Origin of the sequence: Schaalia sp. Marseille-Q2122, from assembly GCF_903645355.1 — a bacterium.
Taxonomy (GTDB): Bacteria; Actinomycetota; Actinomycetes; order Actinomycetales; family Actinomycetaceae; genus Pauljensenia.
Genome location: NZ_CAHJXR010000006.1, coordinates 33,228 through 59,493, shown reverse-complemented (window position 1 = coordinate 59,493; position 26,266 = coordinate 33,228). Strand labels below are relative to the sequence as shown.

Sequence of the window (26,266 nt, the reverse complement as noted above, 5' to 3'; positions counted from 1 at the left end):
GGGCTGACAGCACGTTCTGTCGGCCCCTCGTGTCAATGCCACGCCAAGTCAGGCCCTTTGGCCGTGACAGGGGCGGGCCATGAATGGAAGAATAGGAACCATGACCTACACACTCGTGTTGCTCCGCCACGGCGAGAGCGAATGGAATGCAAAGAATCTGTTCACCGGCTGGGTTGACGTGCCCCTGTCTGACAAGGGTCGCGCCGAGGCTGTTCGCGGCGGCGAGTTCCTTAAGGAACACGGCGTCCTGCCCGACATCCTTTTCACCTCGATGCTGCGTCGCGCCATCATGACCGCCAACCTGGCTCTTGATGCTGCCGACCGTCACTGGATCCCCGTCGTGCGCAACTGGCGTCTCAACGAGCGTCACTACGGCGCTCTGCAGGGCAAGAACAAGAAGGAAATCCGCGACGAATACGGTGATGAGCAGTTCATGCTCTGGCGTCGTTCCTACGACGTTCCCCCGCCCGTCATCGAGGCTGGCTCCGAATTCTCTCAGGACGCTGACCCCCGCTACGCTGGCGAACCCATCCCCATGACCGAATGCCTCAAGGACGTTCTTGAGCGCCTTCTGCCCTACTGGGAAGAGGAAATCGTCCCCACCATCAAGTCCGGCAAGACCGTGATGATCGCCGCGCACGGCAACTCCCTGCGCGCCATCGTCAAGCACCTTGATGGCATCTCTGACGAGGACATCGCTGAGCTCAACATTCCCACCGGTATTCCGCTGGTCTACGAGCTCGACGAAGAAACCCTTGAGCCCGTCAAGAAGGGCGGCACCTACCTCGATCCCGAGGCAGAGGCCAAGATCGCCGCAGTTGCCAACCAGGGCAAGTGACAAGCTAAACATCACGTATCAATAGATACCTGACACAGCACCCAGGGGCTGGTAGGAGCGCAACGCTCCCACCAGCCCCTCTGCTTTTGGCGCCATAACCACACTCGCCCCCTTCGCAGCCTCGGCTCGGCCTCGACAAAGATCGACAGAATGTGGGATACAGGCCTTCCCTCAACAGAAATGCCAGTTATGGTGGAGGCGTGCCAGACGTGCTCATCCTCATTATGGTGGCCTCCCTTGGCGTCCTCGTCGGCGCTGTTGGCGTGGCAGCCTTCCGCATTTCCGAACGAGAACACGCCCACAGCTCCGCCCTCCCCGCCACCGCAGACGGCCTCTCCGCTGACCTCTCCGCCGTCCTGCACGCCATCCCCGGCATTACGATCATCCTCGACGAAGACGACGAGGTTGTCCGCGCCGACGCCCACGCCCACGCCAAAGGAATCATTCACGGCCGCGAAATCACCCACCCTGAACTCATCAGCCTCGCCCGCCGTGCCCGCCGCGCCGGAAGCCTCATCTCCCGCGACATTGAGCTTCCGCGCTCGGGCATGGACGACGAGGCTATGCTCGACTTCCAAGTCCACGCAGCCTCCCTGCCCGCCGGCAGGGTCCTCATCATCGCTGAGGACCGCACCCAGCACCGCCGCGACGCCGCCGCCCGCCGCGAATTCACCGCTAACGTCTCCCACGAACTCAAAACCCCCGTCGGCGCGATCAGCCTCCTGGCCGAAACCATCGCCGCCAACCCCCACGACCACGAGGCCATCGCCCGCTTCGCCACGCGCCTGACCCGCGAAGCCCGCCGCTTGGGAAACCTCGTCCAAGACATCATCGACCTCTCGCGCCTCCAAAGCCCTGAAGCGCCCTACGAACCGCACATCACCGACTGTAGGGCGGTTATCACTGCCGCGATCCAACGCCAAGAAACCCGCGCCGAACAACACGACATCACCCTCAATAGTCCCGACACCACACGTATTCCTCCGCTGCAGGTGTGGGGCAATGAGGACCTGCTCATTACCGCCGTCCATAACCTCCTTGACAATGCCGTGCGCTACTCGCACGCCGGAGGGGTCGTGAGCGTCACCTGTGAGCGCGACGAAGAGTGGGTGCGCATCCACGTGGCCGACACCGGCATCGGCATCCCCGCCGACGCCCAAGAACGTGTCTTTGAACGCTTCTACAGGGTGGATCCTGCGCGCTCGCGGGCAACAGGGGGCACTGGGCTGGGGCTGTCCATTGTCAAACACATCGTCGCCGACCACGGCGGCACTGTCAGCGTGCACTCCGAGGAAGGAGCGGGTTCAATCTTCACCATGACACTGCCCGTCGCCGACCGGGAAGGACAAGAACTCTCGTGACCTCGATCCTCATTGTCGAAGATGAAGACACCTACCGTGAGGCCCTGGCCTTCGCCCTCCAGCGCGACGGCTACAGCGTCACTGAAGCTGCAGACGGGGAAACGGGCCTCGCCCAGGCCATGACCGGCCGCTTCGATCTCATCTTGCTTGACCTCATGCTGCCCGGCGTTTCCGGCATGGACATCTGCGCTGCGATTCGCCGCCACCACGACACCCCCATCATTATGGTGACCGCGAAGGATGACGTTGCCGACCGGATTGTGGGCCTGGAAAACGGGGCGGATGACTACATGACAAAGCCCTACTCCTACCGGGAACTCCTTGCTCGCGTGCGAGCGGTCCTGCGTCGGCGCGAACCCTCGTCGGCCGAGGACGTCGACGAAGTACTGGAAGTGGGGGGCTTGCGTCTGTCGGTGGATCGTCATGAGGTGCGCGTTGATGGGCAGGTCGTGTCCATGCCCCTGCGTGAGTTTGAGCTCCTGGCGTGTTTGGCGCGCAACGCTGGGCGGGTGCTCACTCGATCGCAGCTGATGGAAAGGGTGTGGGGGACGGAGGACTTTCACGATACGAAGACCTTGGATGTGCACGTCAAGCGCCTGCGTTCCAAGATTGAGCAGGATCCTTCGGCGCCGCAGCGTCTGGTGACTTTACGAGGTGTGGGCTACAAGCTCGTTGCGCTGTAAAGGGTGAGTTCTGGATTATTCACCGACGAAGGCTTTGCCTGGGCTTTGCATTGTGGGCTACTCCTCCCTGGGCCTTTGAGCCGGTGATGGTAGAATGGAATCTGCCGTGTCGAGTCCCAGGGAGCGCGATCCTATGTCGTTCGAAATTGGTCAGACGGTTGTTTACCCCCACCACGGGGCCGCAACAATCGAAGACATCTCTATCCGCACTATCCGCGGGGAAGAGAAGACCTACCTCAAGCTTCGCGTGAACCAGGGCGACCTTGTCATCCAGGTTCCCGCCGAAAACGTGGACCTCGTGGGCGTGCGTGACGTCGTTGATGAAGACGGCCTCGACCACGTGCTCTCCGTCCTTCGTGCTCCCTACATTGAAGAGCCCACCAACTGGTCGCGCCGCTTCAAGGCCAACCAGGAAAAGATCGCCACCGGAGACATCGTCAAGGTCGCTGAGGTCGTGCGCGACCTCACCCGCCGTGACGATTCGAAGAAGCTCTCCACCGGCGAAAAGCGCATGCTCGTCAAGGCGCGCCAGATCCTCACCTCCGAACTGGCCCTGGCCCGCAATATCTCCAAGGCTGCCGCTGCCGAGCGCCTCGACGCCGTCCTCGCCGAAGGCTACACCGTTGACCCCAACGCCGACGAAGCCCCGCAAAACGAGGCCGACGCCGTTGACGCTGTCAACACCGACGACGTGGATGCCGCCGAAACCGGCGCTGTCGAAACCGCCTGAGCTGACAGTCCCGTGTCAGCCTTCGCTGTCCTCACAGCCGCAGGTTCGGGCACTCGCCTAGGCACCACACTCCCAAGGCCCTCGTGCCCGTCGGGGGAGTCCCCATGCTCGTGCGCGCCGCACAAGGTCTGGCCGAAGCGGGTGTGACCGGCATTGTTGTCACCGCCCCCGCCGACCGCGTCGACGAATTCGCCGCCCTCCTCCCCCCTTCCCGGCCACCCCGACACGCCTGTCGAGGTCGTCGCCGGGAGCCTCCCGCCAAGCATCCGTCGCTGCGGGCATGGCAGCCCTACCCGCCCTCGCTCAACGCCACGGCCTCACGCTGGAAGACGCCAGCGTCGTCCTCGTCCATGACGCCGCCCGCTGCCTCACCCCCGCAGTGATGATCCGCCGCGTCATTGACGCCGTTGAGCGCGGCTGCGAGGCCGTCATCCCCGCCCTTGCCGTGACTGACACCGTCAAGCAAGTGGCTTCTGAAGAGGAACTTTCCGAAGAATCCGCCTCTGAAAGGGCGCTCGAGAGCCGCTACGTCGTCGCCACCCCTGACCGCTCCGCCCTCGTCTCCGTGCAAACCCCCCAAGGGTTCCGCTGGGCGACCCTCCAAGCCGCCCATGAGGCCGGACGCGAGCGTGCCGCACACGAGGGGACCGCCGCCACCGACGACGCCAGCCTCGTCGAAGCTATGGGAGGGCGCGTCCACGTTGTAGACGGGGACGGCATGGCCATGAAGATCACCACCAGCAAAGACCTCATCTTCATCGAAGCGACGATGAAAGTGCTGAGCCGCCGACGCGAACAGGACTAAAACCCGCCTCGCCCCCTCGCTCCGTCCACACACAGGCAAGGGAGTCCAATTCGTTGGCCTCATCGTGCTACCGTTCCATTGGCGGACCGTCCCGGCCGTCACCCCAGGGCTCAGCCCACGCACCATGGAGGCACCATGTCCCAGCCCGAAGCTGCGCACAATGCTGCACAGGCCAGCGCCACCACACCATCGGCGCAGACCCCGCAGACTGACGCACCACAGAAGGCAAAACTCTTCACCCGCCCCATCCTTGAATGGGCCGCATGGGACTGGGGATCAGCAGCATTCAACGCCGTCGCCACCACCTTCATCTTCTCCGTCTACCTCACCACCGACGGACTCTTCACCAACGAAACCGACGCCCACCAGTACCTCTCCTGGGGTCTGACCATCGCCGGCCTCGTCATCGCCCTGCTTGCTCCCGTGACCGGCCAGCGCGCTGACCGCGCCGGGCGAGGCGGCCTTCTGGTTGGTATCTTCACCTACGCCGTCGTCGCCTGCATGGGCGTCATGTACTTCGTCTACCCCGATAGCCCTCTGGGACCCATTGGCGCCCTGTGGCTGGGTATCGCCCTGCTGGGCCTTGGCAATATCTTCTTCGAGTTCGCTTCCGTGAACTACAACGCCATGCTCAACCACCTGGCTGACAAGAAGAATATGGGTCGCGTCTCCGGCCTGGGCTGGGGTGCTGGCTACGTGGGTGGCATCGTACTGCTGCTGGTCCTCTTCTTCGGATTCATTAAGCCCGAGGTTGGCCTCTTTGGTGTGACCGGTGAAAACAACCTTGATATCCGCGTGTCCATGCTGATTGCTGCCGCATGGTTTGGCATCTTCGCCCTGCCCGTTGTCATCCGCCCGCCCAAGCCCAAGCGCACGCGCGCGCCCGAGGCTCCCGAGTCGATGCTCGAGTCCTACCGCCGCCTCTTCCAGACGGTGAAGAACCTCGCCACCGAGGCGCCCCACACCCTGAAGTTCCTCATTGCCTCGGCAGTCTTCCGCGACGGCCTGGCTGGCGTGTTTACCTTTGGTGCGATCCTGGCCGCTTCTGCCTTCGGGTTTGCCCAGTCTGAGGTGCTGATGTTTGGTGTCGCTGCCAATATTGTTGCCGGTATTGCCACGATCTCCTTCGGTGCGCTGGATGACCGTTTCGGCCCCAAGCGCGTCATTGAAGCCTCGCTCTTCCTGATGATCCTGGCCGGTATGGGTGTGTTCTTCATGGCTGATTACGGCAAGATCGCCTTCTGGGTGCTGGGCCTGATCCTGTGCGTCTTTGTGGGCCCCGTGCAGTCTGCCTCGCGTTCCTTCCTGGCGCGTATCATCCCCGAAGGCCGCGAAGGTGAAGTCTTTGGCCTGTACGCCACGACCGGCCGCGCCGTGTCCTTCCTTGCTCCCGCTATGTATGGCATTTCTGTGTGGATTGGCTCGCGCATTGTGGGTGAGGGTGCTGCCGCGACCCACTGGGGCATTGTTGGCATCGTGTTGATCCTGGCAGTGGGCCTGCTGCTCCTTATACCCATCCGTGAGGACGACGCGCATATCAATATCTACGAAGGCTGAGGCGGGGCTTTCCTCCTCGCCTCTGCTGGGGTGGGGCGGAGGGCGGGGGCGCCTTGGTACTTTTGTGACAGTTGTTGCATAGCGTGACAGGTGTACCCGTCACAAAACGCAACAAGTGTCACGTAACTGAGGTGTAGGGACGAGGGCGGATCACCATGCGCGGCTGAAGCGAGGGGTGGGATGGCCTGAGTTAGTCTGCGCGGACGATGAGGGCTGTCGCTTGGGCCGCGAGGCCTTCGCCTCGGCCGGTGAAACCGAGGCCGTCGGTGGTTGTTGCTGAAACGCTGACTGGGGCGTCAACGAGGGCGCTCAAGCGTTCCTCGGCTTCGGGTAGGCGAGCCTTCATGCGAGGCCGATTGCCAATAACTTGCACGTGAATATTCCCAACTTTCCACCCGGCTTCGTTGAGCATGCGCATCACTTCGCGCAGGAAGGCCTCGCCAGAGGCTCCCGACCACTCGGGGCGATCAGTGCCAAAGACGGTACCCATGTCGCCAAGCCCCGCTGCACCCAGGAGTGCGTCGCATGCAGCGTGGGCGGCAACATCGCCGTCGGAGTGGCCTAGAAGTGGGGTTTCGCCAGGCCATTCGAGGCAGGCAACCATGAGGGGCTTAGTGTCTGAGACTTCGGAGGCGAAGGCGTGAATGTCAAGGGCGTTGCCAATGCGGAAGGGGAGGGGAGTGTGTGACATGCCTCTACTTTAGATCCGATGGTGAAGATCTGTTCTTCGTCGATCGTGAAGGTCTGTTCTCTGTCGTGTTTACTAAGTGCTGTCGTGAGGTCGCAGTCGGGGCGTAATAGACAAAAAGTGTGCATTGCAACATTGCAGTACGCGTTAATTAGGGCATGAGAATTTAAATGTCGCCCTGTCATCTTGTTTGGCGTATTAGGTGTACCTAATTAAGGTGAATGAGGCCAATGGAATATTGGCGCGCCTATCTCGTATTCAGGAGAACTGCACAACCATGAGACCTGTAACAAAGCGAGCGCTTGTCTCCACCGTGGTGACAGCCCTTCTTGCTACAGCAAGCATCCTTCCAGGTAACGCTGCAATAGCCAGTGACACTCTGCCCGAAACGGGCGCCACAGAGAGCGTCGCCGCAACCAGCGAAACCCCCACCTCCAGCGAAAGCTCGCCGGCGGGAACCTCGTCCGAGGCCCCCCAAGGTGAGCAAGCCCAAGGCGGCGAGGCTTCAGAACCCAGCGCACCCACAGCCGATGCGCAAGGCGCCGCAGAAGGCGGCAGCGCCCCCGCTGAAACCTCCGAAGGCACAGGCCAGCCGGCCGACAGTGCCCAAGGAAATGCAGCACCCTCCGAAACCCCTGAAAGTGAACGCAACGAAGCGGCCACTGCCGAGCAGAACACCCAGTTCGCCATCGAAACCGGCTACGCCAACTGGGACTTCATGCGCTCATTCCGTGAATACGTTGGCATCGAGAACGAAACCCGCAGCAATGTCGGCATCCTCAACGAGGGCGGCAGCCTGCTGTGGAACCCCGTTCCCGGACAGAGCATTGACCTCAACAAGCTCACCACCCTGCGTCTCCAGGGTGAGGTGAACTGGCGCAAGTACGAAGGCGTCCTCAACGTCAGCCTCTCCAACCCCACCATTGACTTCGCCAAGAAGCAGCTCATCCTCTCTGGTTCGACCGCTGGCACCCTCTCGGGCAAGCCTGCCAAGACCTTTGACCAGGTGCCTCTGCTGCAGATGGATGACCTCAAGGTGGAGCGCAAGGATAACTACATCCTTATCCACTCCCTCAAGCCCCGCGTTCTGGACATGTCCGATGATCTGGTGGGCTTCTACAAGGACGCCATCGGCTCCCCCTTCGTGATGACGATCGCCCTCAAGGGCGTCGAGGCAGACACCCCTAAGCCTGTGCTGTGGAACCTCTTCCCCGAGAGCTACCAAAACCCCGGCAACAAGCCCATTCTGGACCCCAACGAACCCATTATTGACGTTGATGTGGACCCGCGTCTGGCTGAGTGCATCCGCACCGACCAGGACCTCAAGCCTCACACGCCGATCACCAACAAGTACATCCAGAGCGTGCAGTCACTCCAGTGCATCAGTGCCAACAACAGCGACGAGACCAAGATGCAGTCCCTGAAGGGTCTTGAAGGGGCAAAGACCCTTACCAGCGTCCGCTTTGGCTTCAACAAGATCACGGACCTGTCGCCCCTGGCCGCCCTGCCCAAGCTTCACTCCGTTGATGTGCCCAACAATGAGATCCGCGACGTGTCCGTACTGTCTGGCATGACCGCTTTGCGCAAGATCGACATTTCCGGCAATAAGATCTCGGCCCTGCCTGACCTCACTGCGCTGACCGAGCTGGCCAATTTCAAGGCCGACAACAACCGCATCTCTGATATCTCACGCCTGCCGCTGGGGTCGGAGAACCTGCGCACGCTGAGCCTGAACACCAACCGTATACAGGACGTTGAGCCCCTCAAGGCCGCCCTGTACATGCGAACCCTCAACCTGGCCGACAACCGCATCAGCGACGTCAGCGCATTCAACAACCTGCCTAACCTGCAGCGTGTTGACCTGAAGAACAACTTCATCCCCGATGCCACTGCCTTCACCAAGTGGAAGGCCTTCGGCGCCAATGGCAACGAACTGCGCATTAGCGCACTGGAAGCCAAGGGCAATCGCTTCACCAACTGGGACGTGCTGCAAGAGTACGGATGGCGCGTCAAGGGCAAGCCTGAAACTGGCCAGGAAGCCGCAGCCACGAACCCGCGTACTCTCGACGAGGCCCTCGCCGCCGACCGTAAGGCCGATGAGGACGAGGCCGCCGCACAGCAGAACGAGGCGCCCAAGACCGAAGATCCAAACGTACAAACGCCGGATGGGCAGTCCGGCGGTCAGACTCCTCCGGCCACTGAACAGCCTGCGCCTAAGAGCTACACCGCAGAGCTACGTTGGGGCGTTCGTCAATCGTTCATTTCCTACCTCACCAACCCCAACCTGGCAAAGGGCAAGTGGATCCTGAGTGACGGTGCGAAGGACAGCTTTGTCTTCCCGCTGGCTGACGGCGCCACCATCTCCCGTGAAAACATGAGCAAAATCGACTTCAAGGGCGGTGTTCGTTTCATCGCACACAAGGGCAACCTTGATCTGTCCATCGCGAACCCGACGGTGATTAACGAAAAGGGTGCATGGAAGCTGGTTGCTGACGTCGCCTCGCGTCCTGTGCCCAAGGATCTCTTCACCGCTCCCGAGGTTGGTGCCGACACCCCGCCGCCGCCCTCAAAGCGCGTTACCCTGGCAACCCTGGACGGCTTCAGCATGGAGCGCGGTGCAACCTCGACCTACAACTTCTCCACCGTCACCCTGACGGAGGAAGGCGATACTGCGTTCGGTGGTTTCTACCGTGGTGGTAATCGTGGAATGGATCCTCTGAGCATCGTCGTGACCGAGAAGGCCGCACCCGCCCCAGACCCCAAGGACCAGACTCCTGACAGAGAGGTTCCCGGTGGCACCACCCCAGGTGAAACTCAGCCTGGTGATAGCACCCCCGGTGGTACCAAGCCCGGCACGGACACCCCGGCTGATCCTCGCCCCAAGGCAATGACTGCCGATCTGCACTGGGGCATCCGTAAGAGCTTCCTTGACTATGTCACCGGCCCCATCGCTCACGGCACGGTGGAGGTCTCTGAAGGTGCCACTGGCCGTTTTGTCTTCCCCCTGGCTGACGACGAAGCTCTTGCGCACAGGAACTTCATGGGCGCTGCATTCAAAGGCAAGGTTCGCTTCACCGGTCATGGGGGTCTGCTCGACCTCACCATCGCTAACCCAGCAATCGTGCGTGAGGGCCAAGCATGGAAGCTCATGGCTGACGTGGCCTCTCGCCCCTTCACCTTCCCGGGTGCTCGTCCTGGCTCGTCTTTCTTTGCCGCTGCTTCCTCTGAGGTTCCGACACTGAAGAGGGTCCACCTGGCCGACCTTGATGGTATGGATGTCAAGCACGGCGGTGGCGGAGCAACGGTCTCCTTCTCCTCGGTTGTTCTTACCGACGAAGGTGCAGCAGCCTTTGGTGGTTTCTACAAGGCTGGCAACCGTGCGCTTGACCCGATCACCATGGTTGTGCGCGCTGCTGACAAGCCCAGCACGGACCAGCCTGGCACGGACCAGCCTGGCACGGACGAGCCTGGCACGGACGAGCCTGGCACGGACCAGCCTGGTACTGACCAGCCTGGTACTGACCAGCCCGGCACCACCCCGGCCCCGCAGCTCACCGCCCCCAACCTCAACTGGGGTGTGCGCAAGCAATTCCGCAGCTACCTCAAGGGCCTGGCCCAGGGTTCCTGGACCCTCTCAGAGGGTGCCACCGGCGAATTCACCTTCCCCAGCGTCAAGGACGCTGGCGTAGACCTCGCCAAGTACGAGGGTTCCCGCTTCGCAGGTAAGGTCCACTTCGTAGGCCACCACGGTCTGCTCGACATCACCATCGCCAACCCGGAGATCCTTCGTGGCGCCGACGGTTGGACCCTGGTCGCAGACGTCGCCTCCCTTCCCTACGACCCCAAGGACATGGCCCTGCTGGGGAACGCCGAAGGCCTGAAGAAGGCCCTCGAAGGAAAGACGAAGCCTGCCCTGCGTCGCGTTGTCCTGGCAACCCTGTCCGATCCCGTTGTGGCGGGCAGTGGCGCCGAGGCCACCATCACCTTCGCTCAGCTCACGCTGACGAAGGAAGGTGCCGACGCCTTCGGTGGCTTCTACAAGGCCGGCTCGAGCGACTTCGACCCGATCGTCATCACCGCAGGCGCCCCCGTGGCACCCCCCAAGGGTGGCGATGACTCAACCCAAGACAAGCCCTCGGAGGACCAGAAGAAGAACCCAGGCACCCCGAAGGTAGAGAACAAGACCGAGAAGAAGCAGAAGAAGGAATGCGCCGTCGACCCCAACCGTAAGCGCATCACCTCCGGCAGCCTCTCCTGGGGCGTCCGTAGCTCCTTCACAACCTACGTTCGCGGCTCCATCGCCAAGGGCGGATGGAACCTCAACGGCGTCAACTGGGACGGCTCCACCTTCAACTTCCCGGTCTCAGGCGGCCTGTACAACACCAACACCCGCACCGGAACGATCTACTACAGCGGTACCGTCCAGTTCTACGGCCACAACGGCATCCTGGACCTCACCATGAGCAACCCCGCTGTCCAGATCGAAGGCAATAGCGGCACCCTGTACATGACCGTCTCCGGCTCGGACACCTCGGGCAACAAGTTCAACCTTGGTCGCGTTGCCCTCGCATCGCTCAGCTTCAACGGCGTGAGCGTGTCCGACAACGCCCTGAGCTTCGACGGAGCATCGGTGACCCTCACCGGAACCGGCGCGAAGGCCTTCGCTGGCTTCTACCAAGCTGGCACCAGCCTCGACGCCATGTCCTCCTCGGTGAGCCTGGCTCCCGCCACCGCTTGCGACCCCGAAACCGGCGAACTCATCGAGTACGACGCCTTCGGCGGCATCGCAGGCCCCGGCGGCCTGGCCTCCACCGGTTCGGAAGCTCAGGCCCTCGTCTGGATGTCACTCATCGCCCTGGCTCTGGGCGCCGCAGCACTCGGTGCTCGCGCCCGCCAGCGCGCCTGACTGACCTGTGCCGCGCCCCCTGAAACCCCAGGTGGGCGCGGCACAGCCCACAGCAAGCAACGGCCCGCTCACCCCTAAAATGTGAGCGGTACGAACCCCGCGGTGTGGGGTGAAGACCATGCACTTCACCCCACACCGCACCGTCATGAGGAAAACATGAAAATCAGGATTCTTGCAGCAATCAGCGCCTGCGCACTGCTCCTCAGCGCCTGCGCTACCCCCACCCATCCTGCTGACAGCGCAGCAAGTGCCCAGTCTGAGGCCGCTCAATCGTCGCCAGCTCAGGCGCAATCCGGCGCCCCCGCCCAGCCAGCCTCCGTCAACCTGCCCGACCCGCGCAGCCTCGAAGGCCTCACGCAAGTTCCTGACCTCGAAGACCCCACCCCCATTGAGGGCACCTTCCCCCAAAAACTGCCCGTCACCCTCACGGACTTTGAAGGCAACTCCGTCACCGTCACGGATACCTCGCGAATCTTGGCCCTGGACCTTCCCGGCGCCATTAGCCGTACCCTCATCGGCCTGGGGTATGGCGATAAGCTCGTGGGCCGCACTGTTTCCTCCACGGAAAAGCAGCTCGCCCACCTGCCCGTTGTCACCGAGAACGGGCACACCCTCAACGCTGAGGCGATCCTCTCCCTCCAGCCCACCGTCATCATCGCCGACCGTTCCGTCGGGCCGCCCGAAGCCCTCGATCAGCTGCGCGCCTCGGGTATTCCCATGGTCCTCATCGACCCCAACCACTCCATCGACACCATTGACGACCTCATTATGAGCGTCGCCCACGCCATCGGTGCCGACGAGGCCGGAAAGGCACTGGTTGAACGCACCCAAAAGAGCATCGATGACGCCAAGGCGCAGATTAAGGAATGGACACCCGCCCAGCCCCTCGACACCGCCTTCCTCTACGTGCGCGGCACCGCAGGCGTGTTCTTCATCCTCGGGCAGGACGAGGGCGCAGCCGCCCTCATCGAAGCCGTTGGCGCGCGCGACGTCGCCGGAGCGAATGGTATTCGCGGCGTCTCCCCAGCCAACGCCGAATCCCTCGTCACCCTCAACCCCGAGGTCATCTTCGTCATGACCTCCGGCTTGGAATCCACCGAGGGCCTGCCCGGCCTGCTTGCCCGCCCAGGTGTGGCCGAAACTCGCGCCGGACAAAAGCAGCGCGTCATCGCTATCCCCGATGGCCTTTCCCTCTCCTTTGGCCCCCAAACGGGTGAGACTCTGCTGGCCATCGCCCGCGCCCTCTACGGCGTGGACAGCGCCCAATGAGTGCCACCACCCGGCCCGGCGCAGCCCTGAGCGCTGCCCGCAGCGCCTCAGTGGCCACCCCCGCGCGAGGCTTCCAACGTCGGCGCCTGCGCATGCTCATCACCCTCAGCGTCGTCATTGTCGGACTCGTGGCCTCCACCCTCGCTTCGGCCCTCCTGGGCCAATACCAGGTGAGCGTGGCCGACGTGCTGCGCTCCTCCTTCGCGCCGCTGGGGCTTGCTGACTACCCGCAGGACCCGCTGGCGTTTTCGACCCTGTGGAATATTCGCTTCCCGCGTATTGCTCTGGGCCTCCTGGTGGGGGCCGCCCTGGCGGTGGCCGGGGCCGTCATGCAGGCGGTGTTCTCTAACCCCCTGGCTGAGCCGGGCATTATTGGCGTTTCTTCGGGTGCGTCCGTCGGCGCCGCCCTGGCGATGGTGTTCATTCCGCAGGCCCTGGCTGGCTTTGCTGTGCCCGCTGCCGCCTTCCTCTCCGGCCTGGTGGCAGCCATGGTCGTGTACGTCTTGGCGCGTTCCAATGGCAAGGCAGACGTGGTGACCCTGGTGCTGACCGGTATTGCGGTGACCGCCGTGTGTACGGCCCTGGCTTCGATCGCCACCTACATTGCTCCCACCACAGCCCGCGACCACATTGTGTTCTGGCAGATGGGGTCGCTCAATGGCACGGTATGGCCGCAGGTGTGGACGGTGGCCGTGGTGATCACTATCGGTATGATCTGGGCTTTTGCTTTGGCAAAGCGCCTTGACACCCTGTCTTTGGGTGAGCGCGCCGCCGGACACGTCGGCATCAACGTCCAAGCTCTGCGTCTGGCCGCCATCACCCTGTCCACTCTGCTCACCGCCGCAGCCGTGTCCTACGCGGGTGTCATTGCCTTCGTTGGCTTGATCGTCCCTCACGTCATGCGTATTGCCTTGGGACCCCTGAACCGCGTGCTCATCCCCGGCGCGATGCTGGCTGGCGCCCTGCTGGTGACGCTCTCAGACCTGGCTGCCCGCACGCTTATTCCCTTCGCGGACCTACCGATCGGTATTTTCACCGCCCTGGTGGGTGGCCCCACCTTCTTCATGCTCCTGCGTGCACGCCTGCAACGAGGAGGACACTGATGACGCCCTCACCTACTGTCGCCGTGTCAGCTGAGCACATCAGCTTCTCCTACGGGAAACGCCAAATCCTTCACGACGTGAGCCTCAGCGTAGAATTCGGGCAGGTCGTGGGCCTGTTGGGCCCCAATGGCACCGGCAAATCCACGCTGGTGGGCATTATGGCCGGAGACCTCGACGCTCAATCCGGCACCATCACCTACGGGCAGCGGCCCATCGAAGCCCACACCCGCAAGGAACTGGCCCAACTGCGCTCGGTCATGCCGCAAACCATCGAGTTCCCCTTCTCCTACCTCGTGCGCGACATTGTTGCGATGGGCCGCCACTGCTGGGATACGGACGCTGAGACTGACGAGGCCGTCATCGCCCACGCCATGGCTCAAACCGACGTTGAGGACCTGCAAGACCGCGAGGTCACCCACCTGTCCGGCGGTGAAAAAGCGCGCGTCACTTTCGCCCGTGTCCTCGCCCAAGAAACCGGGCTGGTCTATTTGGACGAACCCACGGCCGCCCTCGACATCGCCCACCAGGAACGCACCATGCAGGTCTGCCGTGAGCTGGCCCAAGCTGGGCACGCGGTAGTGGCCGTCATGCACGACCTACAGTTAGCGGGCACCTACTGCGACAAGATCGCCCTCATGGAAAAGGGTGGTATCGCCGCTTTTGGCCCGCCCACAGAGGTTCTGACCGGGGAGCTACTCAGCCGTGTCTATGAGTGGCCCATTGAGGTCGCCACCGTTCACGACGGGCGCCTCGTGGTTCTGCCCCAGCAGGTGCGCCACTAAGATAGAGAGCATGGCACTACACCTGTACGACTCCAAGTCCGCCCGCCTGCAACCCCTTGAGCCGGTCACCCCCGGTCACCTGGGCATTTACCTGTGTGGCGCGACCGTGCAGGGATCGCCCCACGTGGGCCACCTGCGTAGTGCCGTGGCTTTTGACGCCCTGATCCGCTGGGTGCGCCGCTCGGGCATGAGCGTCACCTACGTCCGCAATGTCACCGACATTGACGACAAGATTCTGCGTAAGTCCGCCGAGGCCGGATGGCAGTGGTGGGCGTGGGCCACCCGTTTTGAACGCGAATTCGACGCCGCCTACGCCGCCCTCGGCGTTCTGCCGCCCACCGTCGCCCCCCGCGCGACCGGGCACATCCCCGAACAAATCGACCTCATCGCCCGCCTCATTGACGCTGGCCACGCCTACGCTGACGGGCAAGGCAATGTCTATTTCGATGTGCGTTCGCAAGCCGATTACGGCTCCCTCACCCGCCAAAAGCTTGACGACATGCTCTCCACCGAAGATGACGCTCAGATTGACGAGGCTGTGGAGGCTGGCAAACGCGACCCGCGTGACTTCGCCCTGTGGAAGGCCGCCAAGCCCACCGAACCCGAGGATGCCTCCTGGGATTCCCCGTGGGGGAGGGGCCGCCCTGGCTGGCACCTGGAATGCTCGGCCATGTCCAAGCGCTACCTGGGTGAAGAGTTCGACATCCATGGCGGCGGCATCGACCTGCGCTTCCCCCACCACGAGAACGAGCAGGCGCAGTCCCACGGTGCGGGCTGGGGTTTTGCCCGCCTGTGGGTGCATAACGCGTGGGTGACCACCAAGGGTGAAAAAATGTCGAAGTCCCTGGGGAACGTGTTGTCGGTGGATGCCCTCACCGCCGAGGCTCCCGCAGCCGCCGTCCGCTGGGCCCTGTCGACCGTGCATCACCGCTCCTCTATCGAGTGGGGGCCAGAGACGCTGCCTGCTGCGGCTGCCGCCTGGGCGAAGGTGCGTGCCTTCGTGGAGCGCACCATTGATGTTGCTGGCGAAGTGCCCATCGGCGAGGTGCAGGCCCTGACCCCGGCAGAGCTTCCCGAAGCCTTCAGTGCCGCCATGGATGATGACTTGAATGTCGCCGGCGCGCTCGCGGTCATCTACGAGCATCTCAAGGCAGGGAATGTGGCCCTGGAGGCCCGCGACGTGGAGGCCGTGCGCCGCGAACAGCTGCTGGTGCGTTCCATGCTTGACGTGCTGGGCCTGGATCCTGCGTCCCCGCAGTGGAAGGGCGAGGCCACCTCCGGGGCGGACTCAGCCCAGTACGACGCCCTCGACGCCCTGGTGAGGGCCGTCATTGAGGAACGCGCTCAGGCGCGAGCCGAGAAGGATTGGGCGAGGGCTGACGCCTTGCGTGACCGTCTGGCCGCTGCCGGAGTAATTGTCGAGGACGGGCGCGAGGGCGCGAGCTGGCATTTGGCCTGAGCTGGTATATAGACGTTTTCCCGCAGTCGAGCTGTACTCACGGGCGCGGGCGTTGAGGCAATGATGCCGAACGCGCGCACCCAATTCGCCTGATTGGACGAGGTAATCCCGAGGTGTCCATGAGGGGCAACTTAACGTTGCTTAACAAAATAGCTCGGCAGAGAATGGCACTGACCCGCTGTACATGAGGGGACAGTAACTGCAGCGTAGCAGTGAAGAGTTCAGCGGGCGGAATAGATCAACAGTGTACAAAGGAGTTCACTCGTGAAAATTCAGAAGGTAATTGACGTCAAGCCAAGCCTTGGGGAAGGCCCAGTGTGGGATGCCGAAACCCAGATGCTGTGGTGGATTGACTCAACCGATGGACGAATCTACCGCAACCGAGAAGACGGCAGCGACCTCACCGTCTGGGATGGTCGAGAAAAACTCGGATCGATTGCTCTATTCGCAGATGGAAAGCACCTTTTGCTCTCCCAACAAACAGGGCTCTACGCCTTCAATCCCGACACCGACGAACGCACACTCATCATCGACCCTGAGCCCGATCTTCCAGCCAACCGGCTCAATGACGGCAAGGTCGACCCACGCGGTCGTTTCATCGTAGGCTCAATGGATACTCAGGAAGAAGCCCCATCAGGGCGGCTCTACCGTCTTGACCCAGACATGAGCCTGCACATCCTCGACGAAGGAATCATCTGCTCAAACGGCCCGTGCTTCAGCCCAGATGGACGGACCCTCTACTTTGCCGACACATGGACGGGAGACATTTGGGCCTACGACTACAACCTCGACACCGGTGAAGCCCTCAACCGGCGCGTCCTCACCACCGTTGACACCTCCGATGGCGGCGCAGTAGACGGCATGACCGTCGATAATGAAGGCTTCATCTGGCAGGCACACGTTTACGGCGGAAAACTCAACCGATACGACCCCGACGGCACCCTCGAACGAGTCATCGAATTCCCCGTCCTCAAGGTCACCTGCCCAACATTTGGTGGAGCAAACCTCGACCGACTCTTCGTCACGACTATGGGCCGCCCGCCCCTCCCACGATTCCCCGAAGACGGACCCGAACGCGGCACCCTCTATGTCGTTGATGATCTCGGAGTGTGTGGCAACCCGATTCCCCGATTCGCAGCAACTACGGTGACCGAAGGAGTGCTCTCATGAATGAGAATTCGGGCAAAACACGCTACGCCCCTCTAAGTAGAGTTCCCGCAGGATCCTGGGTTGCCCTCGGGGCAACGTGGTTGATCTGGATCATCAATGCCTTCGATCGTGAGGTTATCCTCCGTCTAGGCCCGGTGATTTCCGAACACTTCTCCCTCACGCCCGAAGCATGGGGCTCCATTACCGCCGTCGTCTTCTTCGCGTTGGCTGTCATGGCAATCCCCGGCTCACGTATGAGTGACAAACATGGAGTTGGATGGCGTCGCGCCTTCTTCCAGGTTCCACTGGTCATCGGCTACAACATCCTCTCAGCGCTATCGGGCATGAGTTTCGCCATCAAGAACGTTGTCATCTTCATCGCCTTGCGCATCGGCGTGAACCTCGGCGCCGGTTGGGGTGAACCCATTGGTATCTCCAACACCACCGAATGGTGGCCAAAGGAACGACGCGGTTTTGCTTTGGGCGTGCACCACACCGGCTACCCCGTTGGTGCGCTCCTCGCAGGTCTTGTCACAGCATGGATCCTCAACCTCTTCGGCGATGAGCACTGGTACTACGTGTTCTACGTTGGTTTGATCGCAGCCATTCCTGTCATGGGATTCTGGTGGTGGTACTCCAACGCCGCTCGCTTCGACCTCACACAAGAGAAGATTGATGCGGCGGGGATGACTTCCTTCATGACGGAGCACCGCAACAGTCCGGTCACCGGCGACGAACGCGGCGCCATCGCAATGTGTTTCCGTAACCGCACCATCATGCTCACCTCGGGAACCACATTGCTCACCCAGATCGTGTACAACGGCATCAGCTACATCCTTCCCCTCTACCTCGCCAATATTCTTGGCCTCGACTTTGCTGCAGCCGCCGCATACTCGGTCTTCTTCACCATCACCGGTATCCTCGGGCAGATCTTCTGGCCGACTCTGTCTGACCACCTCGGGCGCCGAATGACCCTCATCATCTGTGGAATTTGGATGGGTGTCGCAGCAGGTGCCTTCTATTTCGCAACGAGCCTCGGGGCCTACATCGCCCTACAGCTCTTCCTTGGACTCGTCGCCAACGCCCCCTGGCCGGTGTTCTACGCTGCGGCTACCGACGCAGCACCGCCAAATGGGTCGGGTACAGCCAACGGGTTCATCACCACCGCAATGTTTATTGGCGGCGGTATTGCACCGCTCGTCATTGGATTCTTGATCTCCGCAGGAGGCGGTTGGAAGTCAGTCACCGGTTATAACGTCGCCTTCATCTTCATGATGGTCGCAGCGATCCTCGGTGTTGTCCTGCAGGTCCTCGTCCGTGAGGTCCGCAACAACAAAGCCTCCGCACACTGATTCATCGTCTTTTGGGTGGCAGGAGAGTAGGGCCTGCCACCCAAAAGCACAATTGTTGAGCCACATAGTCTGCAAAACGTGGAGGGCATCATGGTGGCTGAAGTAGTGAAGGAACGAGTACGCCCAACCGGGGCACAGATTGCCGAGAACCTTGGAATATCTCGGGCGGCAGTCTCTTACGCCCTCAATGGTCGAGAGGGAGTCTCGCTCGATCTGCGTCGGCAGATTCTGGCTGAGGCTCAGCGCCTAGGTTTACCCATCCGCGCATCGAGACGTGCAGAGCGCCCACTTTTGGGGCTGGTGTTGGCAGATGTTGGTAACCAGTTCTACTCCGAACTCGCTGTTTCTGCCTCTGATGCTGCGAGAAAACTCGGCGCGGAGGTGCTTCTTTCGCACACCGCAGACGAGGAGGAAGCGATCCGTTCAACGGTGGAGGTCATGCTCGAACATGGAGTATCGGGCATTATCCTGACGGTTGCTAGCGCAAAGGATGCCTCGTTGATGCCGCTTTTACGGGCAGCAGGGGTTCCTTGCGTCCAAGTATCAAGGAAATCAGCGCACTTCAACGGCTATTTTGTGGGCATTGATGACTACCATGCCGGGCACGAGGTAATGTCCCACATCATTTCCCACGGTTACGAGGACATTTGCATTGCAGTAGGGCCTTTGACGTCCTCCTCTTCGGCGCTCCGAGCCCAGGGAATGATCGCGGCAGCGAGAGAAGCAGGCATTGTCATTTCCCGCGAACGAATCCTCCACACCCGCCTGAGCGCTGATGGAGGGATAGCAGTTGCCGATTACCTCCTCCGACAGGGCAGTCGGCTTCCACAAGCGGTGGTGTGTGGTGCGGATGTCATTGCTCTCGCATTGATCAGTATCTTCCATGACCTTGGTGTTCAGTGCCCTCAGGATATTGCCGTCACCGGCTATGACGGGCTCCTATCGTCACTGTCACGCATTGTCGGACTGACAACTGTTATTCAACCTCGATCTGAAATGGCGCACACCGCAGTGAGGATGCTCCTCCAGAACCAACACGGAGTAGACCACATCGGTACGGACGTCATTTGTCATCACGAACTCTTTATCGGGCGGACCTGCGGATGTCCTTAGATCCACGAGGATCCGTCGTGCAACTACTTTCGAAAGGACAGAAGAATGTCATCTCAGCTTCAAGGAAAATGTGCCATTGTGACCGGCGCAGGACGAGGAATCGGCCGTGGCATTGCACTGGAACTCGCGCAGCGTGGCGCCCAGGTTCTTGTGGTCGACATGGACGGTGAGGCCGCCGCAGCAACAGCAGAGCAATGTGGGGGCGGGGCAAGCGGATATCAACTGGATGTCTCCGATGTGCATGCCGTCAATGAATTCGTTGCCTCCATGATTGAAGCTCACGGGCAGATTCACATCCTGGTCAATAATGCGGGCATCAATCGAGATGCCATGCTCCACAAGATGACTGACGAGCAGTGGGATTCTGTCCTTGCTGTTGACCTGTCAGCTGTCTTTTACTTCTGCCGGGCAGTGGGCACCCACATGCGTGAGCATTCCTACGGGCGCATCGTGAACATCGCCTCTGCCTCGTGGATGGGCAACATCGGGCAGACCAATTACGCGGCAGCCAAGGGGGGCGTCGTCTCTTTGACTCGTTCGATCGCAAAAGAATTGGCGTTTAAGAATGTTACGGCCAATGCTGTGTGTCCTGGTTTCATCGAAACAGAAATGACGCTCTCGATGCCAGAAGAGGCCTTCAATGCCATGCTCGCAAAAATTCCGTTGCGCCGTATTGGACACCCTGAGGATGTTGCGCGAGTGGTCGCCTTCCTTTCGAGTGACGACGCTGCCTATGTGACAGGCGAGGTTCTGACAGTGGGAGGAGGGTTCAGGCTGTGAAGTTCAGACTCGTTCAACCTCACGAGGTTGCCTCCTGCATCCCTGATGGGGCCACTGTTGCCTCAGATGGATTCACCATGATGTCCGTCGCTGACGAGATCTACCTTGAAATTGAGCGCTCCTTCCTGGAGACTAACCACCCTCGGGACCTGACCTGGGTCCATGCCGCTGGACAATCCAATCGCGTGGATGGCCTGGCCCGCATTGCGCACCCGGGCCTGCTCAAACGGGTGATTGGCCCCCATTGGGGACTCAACCCGCCGATGGCAACCATGCTGGGAGCTAATGAAGTTGAGTGTGTGTGCCTCCCCCAAGGTCAGATCTCGACCCTTTATCGCACCATCGCAGCAGGCAGGCCGGGACAGCTTTCCACAGTGGGACTGGGGACCTTCATTGATCCACGCCTTGACGGTGGGCGCCTGAACGATCTCACGCGCGAGCATCTTCCTGCTGACGCATACGTGGAATTGGCAACGGTCGGTGGCCGCGAATACATGCTCTATAAGTCCTTCCCCCTTGACGTTGCCATTATTCGCGGTACACGCATCGACACAGACGGGAACCTCTCTCAAGAGGACGACCCCACTATTCTCGACTCGTTGGCAATCGCCCAAGCCGTTCACAATAACGGCGGAACGGTGATCTGCCAGGTCAAGGAGATCGTCGAAGCGGGAAGCATCCCAGCACGTCTGGTAAACGTGCCAGGTGTCCTCATCGACGTGGTCATGGTGTGCACGGACACTGCCGAATACCACCGTCAGAGTCATAGTTTCCGCGAGGTCTCTTACGACCTCATTTCAGGGCGAGCAAGTGATGAGGAAATGGCCCACGCTTTTGACACCGATGATCTGGATGAGCAGCGTGCATCCATCGGTATGCGAGGGATTCGCCTGGTGAAACCCGGCGATATCGTCAACCTCGGCACCGGGATCCCGGGGGACACCGTTGGGCCTGCGCTCGCGCGTTCGGGGCTGCTCTCTCAGGTGATGCTCACTGTTGAATCAGGGACTTACGGAGGCGTTCCCCTCGGTGGCATCGACTTTGGTTGCGCAATGCACCCACAGGCCCTGATCTCCCACCCCGCCCAGTTTGACTTCTATAACGGCGGCGGCTGTGACATCACCTTCATGGGGGTCGGGCAGGTTGACGGAAACGGCAATGTGAATGTGTCGGCCCTAGGAGGCAAGGCCGTTGGCTGCGGAGGCTTCATGGACATCGTCGATGGCGCCAAACGCATCTGTTTCCTCATGTCGGCTCGTTCAAAGCACCCCAAGTGGATGTCAGCTGTTGATCATCTGACCTTTAACGGCCGCGCCGCTCTGGCAAAGAATCAGGAAGTCTACCTGTGCAGCGAGTACTACACGCTTCGTCTGACTGACCGCGGCTGGGAGGTTATTGATCGTGACGAGTCAGATGAGGCCCGCGAAGCATTACACAGTGTCCTTCGAGAATCAATGGAGAAACTCTCATGATGTTCTATGGCAATGAACGGATCGTCCTCGTCTCTGGCGCGCGCACCCCTGTCGGAAAATACGGCGGCTCCCTAGCGGGCACCGATAATCACCTCCTGGGGGCCCATGCTTATCGCGCTGCGGTCGAGCGTGCAGGTGTGGCCTCTCCCGACATTGACGAGGTCATCGTTGGCTGTGTTGGGCAGGTAGGTGGGGACGCGTTTTTGGCTCGCCGTATCTCCCTGGAAGCGGGTGCCCGTCTGGATTCGACGGCGATGACGGTGAACCGCCTGTGCGGGTCGGGCCTGCAGGCGCTGCATTCTGGGGCGATGGAGCTGATGCGTGGGGATGCCAACCTTGTCGTTGCCGGTGGCTCGGAGAACATGAGCCGCCAGCCGTTCATGGATTTCAACGCGCGTAATGGGTGGCGCCTCGGGGACCATACCCTCGTTGATGGCACCATGTCCCTGGTGACAGATCCTTTCTCGGGCGGACCTATGGGCCTGACAGCAGAGAAGGTCGCGCGTGAGTTTGGGATCAGCCGCGCCGACCAGGATGCCTTTGCCTGTGAGTCTCAAAAGCGTGCTGACGCTGCCCAGAAAGCGGGGTTCTTCGTCGACGAGATCGCGCCCATTAGTGTGCGCCAAGGGAAGAATGAGGTTCTTTTCGAGGCCGACGAACATCTCCGCCCGGAAACAAGCGTTGAGAGTTTGAGCCGACTTCGGCCAGCGTTCCTGCGCGATGAGGGGGCGTCAGTGACGGCGGGAAACTCGTCGGGTATTAACGATGCTGCCGCCATGCTCGTCATGACTACTGAGCGTCACGCGAAGGACAAGGGGCTGCCTATTCTGGGAGAGTTTGTGGATTTCGTCAAGACCGGCGTACATCCCGACATCATGGGATACGCGCCCCGGTACGCCATTGAGCAGCTCTTGAGTCGTCACTCGATGAGCGTGGCGGATATGGATTGGGTGGAACTCAACGAGGCTTTCGCTGCCCAGGCGCTCGCGGTCATCCGGGATGCGAAGTTGGATCCTGAGAAGACCAACCCGATGGGTGGGGCGATCGCGCTGGGGCATCCCGTGGGTGCAACTGGCGCGATCTTGACGCTGCGTGCGCTCCTTGCACTGCGCCGCACCGGTGGCGAACACGCACTTGTCACGATGTGCATTGGTGGGGGGCAAGCCGTCGCAGCGCTCATCCGGGCGCTCTAAAAGCGGGGTGGTGTGGCGGTTCCCTGGGACGAGGGCCGTCACACCACCCATGTGACGAAGCAGTGGAGGGATAAATGCGCATCATCATTGCACTGGACTCTTTTAAAGAAAGCATGAGTGCCACTGTTGCGGTAGCTTCAGCAGCAGCTGGGATCCGTGCCGCACACCCTGCGGTGACATGTCTAGAAGCACCGATCTCTGATGGTGGAGAGGGCCTGCTTGATGTCCTCATCCCTGTCCTCGGGTTGGAAACAATCTCTGTTGAGGTGCTTGATGCTTATGGGGAACTCAGAACTGCCTCCTACGGATTGAACCCCGCGACAGGTATGGCGGTGATTGAGGTTGCTCAAGCTATTGGTCTTGAACATGTCCCTCCGCATCGGCGTCGAATCCTGCAGGCGAGTAGTGCTGGGGTGGGGCAGCTCCTCAAGGACGCGCATGAGCGCGGCGCTCGCGACTTCTTGATTGGCTTGGGTGGAACAGCGACCTCTGACGGTGGGATAGGTGCCTTTCTTGAACTGGGAGGTTCCGTTATGACAAGCGCCGGAAGCGCGGATGCTTTTGACGCGAGGGCACTGCAGGAGATCTCTTCCATTAATCTTCCTGATCTGTCCTCATGGGCGAACACGACGGTGACGCTCGCTTGCGATGTGTCGAACCCATTGACAGGAGCAACGGGGGCAGCCCAGGTCTTTGCTCCGCAAAAGGGCGCCTCTCCGGAGGAGGTTCAGCTTCTTGATCTGCTCCTTGGCCGTTGGGGTCAGCTCGTGGAGGATGCCACGGGGGTGCAGGTTGTTCACGCTGCGGGGGCGGGTGCAGCTGGGGGGCTTGGAGCTTTCTTTCTTGGCTTCTTCGGAGCGATGTTTAAACCGGGTATTGACATTGTTTTGGATGCCATCGGCCTTGATGACCTGCTCCCATCAGCAGATCTTGTCATCACTGGCGAAGGCAAGATCGACGCGCAGACGTGCCATGGGAAAGCCCCCTGGGGGGTATTGCAGCGAGCACGCGTGCAGCGTGTCCCTGTCATTGCTGTGTGCGGCAAGCGAGAGGACGGCGTTGAGCATCTCATTGGCGACGCGGCTTTCCTCGACATTGTTCCCATCAGTGATCCCAGTGTTTCTCTGCCTCAATCCCTGAAAGAAGGGCCGGAGCGTATTGCGCAAACCTGCGCACAAATCGTTTCACGTTGGATGGATAGAGCTTGTGGTGCAGGAGGCCACTGGCACACACTTCAGCAAGCAACGCAGGAGGGGATACGCAAACAACCCCAGGAAGAGGAACTCCCATGATTGAAGGTCGCCAGCTGTGGCCCGCGCATGTGGGTGAAGGCATGTATGAGGACGCGGATGGAATGTGGGTGTTCCCTCTTCCCTCCCAACGCGTTGTGGATCTGTTCCGCCTCCAAGCCGAAGCGTGCCCTCAGCGTCCTGCGCTGACAATGGAGGATGATGCTCCTGTGAGCTACCGTGAGCTAGACGAGCGGATGACAGGGTTTGCGCAAGTTCTGAGGAGCCGAGGGATCCATGCCGGTAGCCGGGTGGGGATCCTGCTGGATAATTCCATTGAGTTTATTGTTGCTTACTACGCTGTCAATGCTCTTGATGCCACTGTCTGCCCGTTGCCGGGAAAACTCGCTGACGAGGAGCTGGCTCGCCTCGTGAGGCGCACACACAATGACGTGTTGATTCTTGAGGAGGGGCGGGTTGAGGGGATGAGTGAGTGTATTGCGGCTTTGGACCACCCCGTTCCCCCCGTTGTGGTGTGCGTGCGCGAGGACGGTGGAGCCCGCTGGGTTCTCCCTACGGAGCCAGTGCCGCATCATCCCGAGATCGCACAAGCTCCCGCCATCTTGATGTTTACCTCTGGCACAACCTCAGAATCCAAGGGGGTTCGTCTGAGCAATAGGGCGGTCATGCATGCGGTGGAGGCCTATCGGAGAACGCTGGGTATCACCGGCGATGATTCCTGTTTGATTGCTGTTCCGATGTATCACATCACCGGGATGGTAGCAGTGATTGGTCTGATCCTCTCCGTTGGTGGGCATCTGGTTATTCACCGTCGGATGCAGGCCTGTCATTTTTTGGAGGCGATTCGTCGTCATTGCATCTCCTTTATCCACGCCTCACCAACGGTTTTTGCTCTCTTGCTGGCCCAGCGTCAACACTTTCCAGAGCTTCCTTCTGTTCGGATGCTTGCAAGTGGCGCGGCACATACGCCGGTTCGCATGATTGAGGACTTGCATGAGTGGATGCCCAGCATGGAGTTTCGCACGGTGTACGGCCTGACAGAGACAACCTCTCCGGCCACTGTCATGCCACGGGATGCGGCGACAAGCCTACATAAGGGGGCTTCGGGCTGGGTTATTCCCGGAGTTGAACTGTGTATTCGAGAAGAGTCGGGGAAAGAGGTGCCTGTTGGAGCATATGGCGAAATTTGCCTGCGAGGGCCGAATATCACCGACGGCTATGAGGGTGGCTCGCAGGCATTGACCGACGATCGCTGGCTTCATACTGGGGATGTTGGTTGTGTGAGTGAGGATGGTTTTCTTTACGTGGTTGATCGGATGAAGGATATGGTCAACCGGGGCGGGGAAAAGGTCTGGTGCGTTGATGTTGAAGAGGCTCTGCGTCATCATGAGTTCGTTGCTGACGCTGCAGTTGTAGGTGTGCCTGACGAGGTGTACGGCGAGGTTCCAGCCGCTGTCATCGTTGTGCGTGAGCATGCCTTGGGCGCAGGAAGTGAGGAAGTGGTGTTGGAGCGGATTCGTCAGGGAGTGTCCCCTCACATGTCAAAGCATGAGATGCCTGTTCATATGAGGATCGTTCAGACGATTCCGCACACTCCGGGTATGAAGGTCGATAAGGTCGCTATTCGTCGAATACTTGGTGACTTCCAAGGGGAGTGCAGCAGTCATTAGGACCCAAGTCCCTGCTTGATGCCTGTGGGGGGGCGTGGCGCGTGCGCCACGCCCCCCACGCTGCGTGTTGGGTGTTTCTTTCCCCGATAGCCCTATATATAGTGGT

General features: G+C 60.9%; 21 protein-coding genes. 20 read left to right on the top strand and 1 reads right to left on the bottom strand.

All coding sequences use genetic code 11. The features are described 5' to 3' along the window. Positions 1-100 precede the first annotated feature (100 nt). The 7 genes from HWX48_RS07880 to HWX48_RS07855 all read left to right on the top strand — a co-directional run bounded on the left by HWX48_RS07880 (position 101) and on the right by HWX48_RS07855 (position 5,974). Entirely contained in the window at positions 101-838 is a 738-nt protein-coding gene (locus tag HWX48_RS07880) for a phosphoglyceromutase (protein WP_124872261.1), read from the top strand. 200 nt (positions 839-1,038) lie between these two features. Further along, positions 1,039-2,199, top strand: coding sequence for a cell wall metabolism sensor histidine kinase WalK (locus tag HWX48_RS07875; protein ID WP_217701610.1), 1,161 nt, complete (start codon positions 1,039-1,041; stop codon positions 2,197-2,199). Next, positions 2,196-2,882 carry a response regulator transcription factor gene (locus tag HWX48_RS07870; protein WP_175956372.1) on the top strand — a complete coding sequence of 229 codons (687 nt, stop codon included), beginning with the start codon at positions 2,196-2,198 and terminating at the stop codon, positions 2,880-2,882. The genes HWX48_RS07875 and HWX48_RS07870 overlap by 4 nt, the downstream gene beginning before the upstream one ends. Positions 2,883-3,015: 133 nt before the next feature. Continuing rightward, positions 3,016-3,612 (top strand): CarD family transcriptional regulator, encoded by a 597-nt coding sequence (locus HWX48_RS07865; RefSeq protein ID WP_175956370.1) that lies wholly within the window; start codon positions 3,016-3,018, stop codon positions 3,610-3,612. Between the two features lie 104 nt (positions 3,613-3,716). Continuing rightward, positions 3,717-3,995 (top strand): hypothetical protein, encoded by a 279-nt coding sequence (locus HWX48_RS11255; protein ID WP_368483989.1) that lies wholly within the window; start codon positions 3,717-3,719, stop codon positions 3,993-3,995. Beyond that, the gene (locus HWX48_RS07860) at positions 3,893-4,417 is read left to right on the top strand and encodes a 2-C-methyl-D-erythritol 4-phosphate cytidylyltransferase (protein ID WP_254873020.1); all 525 of its coding nucleotides are present in this window, start codon (positions 3,893-3,895) and stop codon (positions 4,415-4,417) included. The genes HWX48_RS11255 and HWX48_RS07860 overlap by 103 nt, the downstream gene beginning before the upstream one ends. Positions 4,418-4,552: 135 nt before the next feature. Beyond that, entirely contained in the window at positions 4,553-5,974 is a 1,422-nt protein-coding gene (locus HWX48_RS07855; RefSeq protein ID WP_175956368.1) for an MFS transporter, read from the top strand. Between the two features lie 190 nt (positions 5,975-6,164). Here the strand turns inward: HWX48_RS07855 and ispF are convergent, their stop codons facing one another. Next, positions 6,165-6,665 carry a 2-C-methyl-D-erythritol 2,4-cyclodiphosphate synthase gene (gene ispF / locus HWX48_RS07850; protein WP_175956366.1) on the bottom strand — a complete coding sequence of 167 codons (501 nt, stop codon included), beginning with the start codon at positions 6,663-6,665 and terminating at the stop codon, positions 6,165-6,167. 274 nt (positions 6,666-6,939) lie between these two features. Between ispF and HWX48_RS07845 the strand changes: the two genes are divergently transcribed. The 13 genes from HWX48_RS07845 to HWX48_RS07785 all read left to right on the top strand — a co-directional run bounded on the left by HWX48_RS07845 (position 6,940) and on the right by HWX48_RS07785 (position 26,160). Continuing rightward, positions 6,940-11,568 carry an HtaA domain-containing protein gene (locus HWX48_RS07845; RefSeq protein WP_175956364.1) on the top strand — a complete coding sequence of 1,543 codons (4,629 nt, stop codon included), beginning with the start codon at positions 6,940-6,942 and terminating at the stop codon, positions 11,566-11,568. Positions 11,569-11,724: 156 nt separating this feature from the next. Beyond that, complete coding sequence (locus HWX48_RS07840) at positions 11,725-12,837, top strand: hemin ABC transporter substrate-binding protein (RefSeq protein ID WP_175956362.1); 1,113 nt, start codon at positions 11,725-11,727, stop codon at positions 12,835-12,837. Beyond that, on the top strand, positions 12,834-13,940 hold the full coding sequence (locus HWX48_RS07835; protein WP_175956360.1) for an iron ABC transporter permease: 1,107 nt from the start codon (positions 12,834-12,836) through the stop codon (positions 13,938-13,940). The genes HWX48_RS07840 and HWX48_RS07835 overlap by 4 nt, the downstream gene beginning before the upstream one ends. Then, a complete protein-coding gene (locus HWX48_RS07830; protein ID WP_175956358.1) occupies positions 13,940-14,722 on the top strand; it encodes a heme ABC transporter ATP-binding protein in 783 nt (260 codons plus the stop codon). The genes HWX48_RS07835 and HWX48_RS07830 overlap by 1 nt, the downstream gene beginning before the upstream one ends. A 10-nt stretch (positions 14,723-14,732) precedes the next feature. After that, positions 14,733-16,181 carry a cysteine--tRNA ligase gene (cysS, locus tag HWX48_RS07825; protein WP_175956356.1) on the top strand — a complete coding sequence of 483 codons (1,449 nt, stop codon included), beginning with the start codon at positions 14,733-14,735 and terminating at the stop codon, positions 16,179-16,181. A gap of 264 nt (positions 16,182-16,445) precedes the next feature. Next, a complete protein-coding gene (locus HWX48_RS07820) occupies positions 16,446-17,351 on the top strand; it encodes an SMP-30/gluconolactonase/LRE family protein (protein WP_175956353.1) in 906 nt (301 codons plus the stop codon). Next, a complete protein-coding gene (locus HWX48_RS07815) occupies positions 17,348-18,682 on the top strand; it encodes an MFS transporter (RefSeq protein WP_175956351.1) in 1,335 nt (444 codons plus the stop codon). Before HWX48_RS07820 ends, HWX48_RS07815 begins: the two co-directional genes overlap by 4 nt. Before the next feature lie 90 nt (positions 18,683-18,772). Continuing rightward, on the top strand, positions 18,773-19,795 hold the full coding sequence (locus HWX48_RS07810) for a LacI family DNA-binding transcriptional regulator (protein ID WP_175956349.1): 1,023 nt from the start codon (positions 18,773-18,775) through the stop codon (positions 19,793-19,795). 45 nt (positions 19,796-19,840) lie between these two features. Then, on the top strand, positions 19,841-20,575 hold the full coding sequence (gene fabG, locus HWX48_RS07805) for a 3-oxoacyl-ACP reductase FabG (RefSeq protein WP_175956347.1): 735 nt from the start codon (positions 19,841-19,843) through the stop codon (positions 20,573-20,575). Continuing rightward, positions 20,572-22,047, top strand: a complete 1,476-nt coding sequence (locus HWX48_RS07800; RefSeq protein ID WP_175956345.1) for a CoA-transferase — start codon at positions 20,572-20,574, stop codon at positions 22,045-22,047. The genes fabG and HWX48_RS07800 overlap by 4 nt, the downstream gene beginning before the upstream one ends. After that, positions 22,044-23,240 (top strand): thiolase family protein, encoded by a 1,197-nt coding sequence (locus HWX48_RS07795; RefSeq protein WP_175956343.1) that lies wholly within the window; start codon positions 22,044-22,046, stop codon positions 23,238-23,240. The genes HWX48_RS07800 and HWX48_RS07795 overlap by 4 nt, the downstream gene beginning before the upstream one ends. A 74-nt stretch (positions 23,241-23,314) precedes the next feature. Next, positions 23,315-24,532: a glycerate kinase gene (locus HWX48_RS07790; protein WP_175956341.1), complete on the top strand. Its 1,218-nt coding sequence runs from the start codon at positions 23,315-23,317 to the stop codon at positions 24,530-24,532. Beyond that, positions 24,529-26,160: a class I adenylate-forming enzyme family protein gene (locus HWX48_RS07785; protein ID WP_175956339.1), complete on the top strand. Its 1,632-nt coding sequence runs from the start codon at positions 24,529-24,531 to the stop codon at positions 26,158-26,160. Before HWX48_RS07790 ends, HWX48_RS07785 begins: the two co-directional genes overlap by 4 nt. Positions 26,161-26,266 lie beyond the last annotated feature (106 nt).

What these genes read in the sequence shown, in the direction of transcription:
- HWX48_RS11255 (WP_368483989.1), top strand. Translation starts at nt 3,717, where the DNA reads ATGCTCGTGCGCGCCGCACAAGGTCTGGCCGAAGCGGGTGTGACCGGC.
- HWX48_RS07880 (WP_124872261.1), top strand. Translation starts at nt 101, where the DNA reads ATGACCTACACACTCGTGTTGCTCCGCCACGGCGAGAGCGAATGGAAT.
- HWX48_RS07785 (WP_175956339.1), top strand. Translation starts at nt 24,529, where the DNA reads ATGATTGAAGGTCGCCAGCTGTGGCCCGCGCATGTGGGTGAAGGCATG.
- cysS (WP_175956356.1), top strand. Translation starts at nt 14,733, where the DNA reads ATGGCACTACACCTGTACGACTCCAAGTCCGCCCGCCTGCAACCCCTT.
- HWX48_RS07865 (WP_175956370.1), top strand. Translation starts at nt 3,016, where the DNA reads ATGTCGTTCGAAATTGGTCAGACGGTTGTTTACCCCCACCACGGGGCC.
- HWX48_RS07815 (WP_175956351.1), top strand. Translation starts at nt 17,348, where the DNA reads ATGAATGAGAATTCGGGCAAAACACGCTACGCCCCTCTAAGTAGAGTT.
- HWX48_RS07855 (WP_175956368.1), top strand. Translation starts at nt 4,553, where the DNA reads ATGTCCCAGCCCGAAGCTGCGCACAATGCTGCACAGGCCAGCGCCACC.
- HWX48_RS07840 (WP_175956362.1), top strand. Translation starts at nt 11,725, where the DNA reads ATGAAAATCAGGATTCTTGCAGCAATCAGCGCCTGCGCACTGCTCCTC.
- fabG (WP_175956347.1), top strand. Translation starts at nt 19,841, where the DNA reads ATGTCATCTCAGCTTCAAGGAAAATGTGCCATTGTGACCGGCGCAGGA.
- HWX48_RS07860 (WP_254873020.1), top strand. Translation starts at nt 3,893, where the DNA reads ATGGCAGCCCTACCCGCCCTCGCTCAACGCCACGGCCTCACGCTGGAA.
- ispF (WP_175956366.1), bottom strand. Translation starts at nt 6,665, where the DNA reads ATGTCACACACTCCCCTCCCCTTCCGCATTGGCAACGCCCTTGACATT.
- HWX48_RS07830 (WP_175956358.1), top strand. Translation starts at nt 13,940, where the DNA reads ATGACGCCCTCACCTACTGTCGCCGTGTCAGCTGAGCACATCAGCTTC.
- HWX48_RS07835 (WP_175956360.1), top strand. Translation starts at nt 12,834, where the DNA reads ATGAGTGCCACCACCCGGCCCGGCGCAGCCCTGAGCGCTGCCCGCAGC.
- HWX48_RS07790 (WP_175956341.1), top strand. Translation starts at nt 23,315, where the DNA reads ATGCGCATCATCATTGCACTGGACTCTTTTAAAGAAAGCATGAGTGCC.
- HWX48_RS07845 (WP_175956364.1), top strand. Translation starts at nt 6,940, where the DNA reads ATGAGACCTGTAACAAAGCGAGCGCTTGTCTCCACCGTGGTGACAGCC.
- HWX48_RS07810 (WP_175956349.1), top strand. Translation starts at nt 18,773, where the DNA reads ATGGTGGCTGAAGTAGTGAAGGAACGAGTACGCCCAACCGGGGCACAG.
- HWX48_RS07795 (WP_175956343.1), top strand. Translation starts at nt 22,044, where the DNA reads ATGATGTTCTATGGCAATGAACGGATCGTCCTCGTCTCTGGCGCGCGC.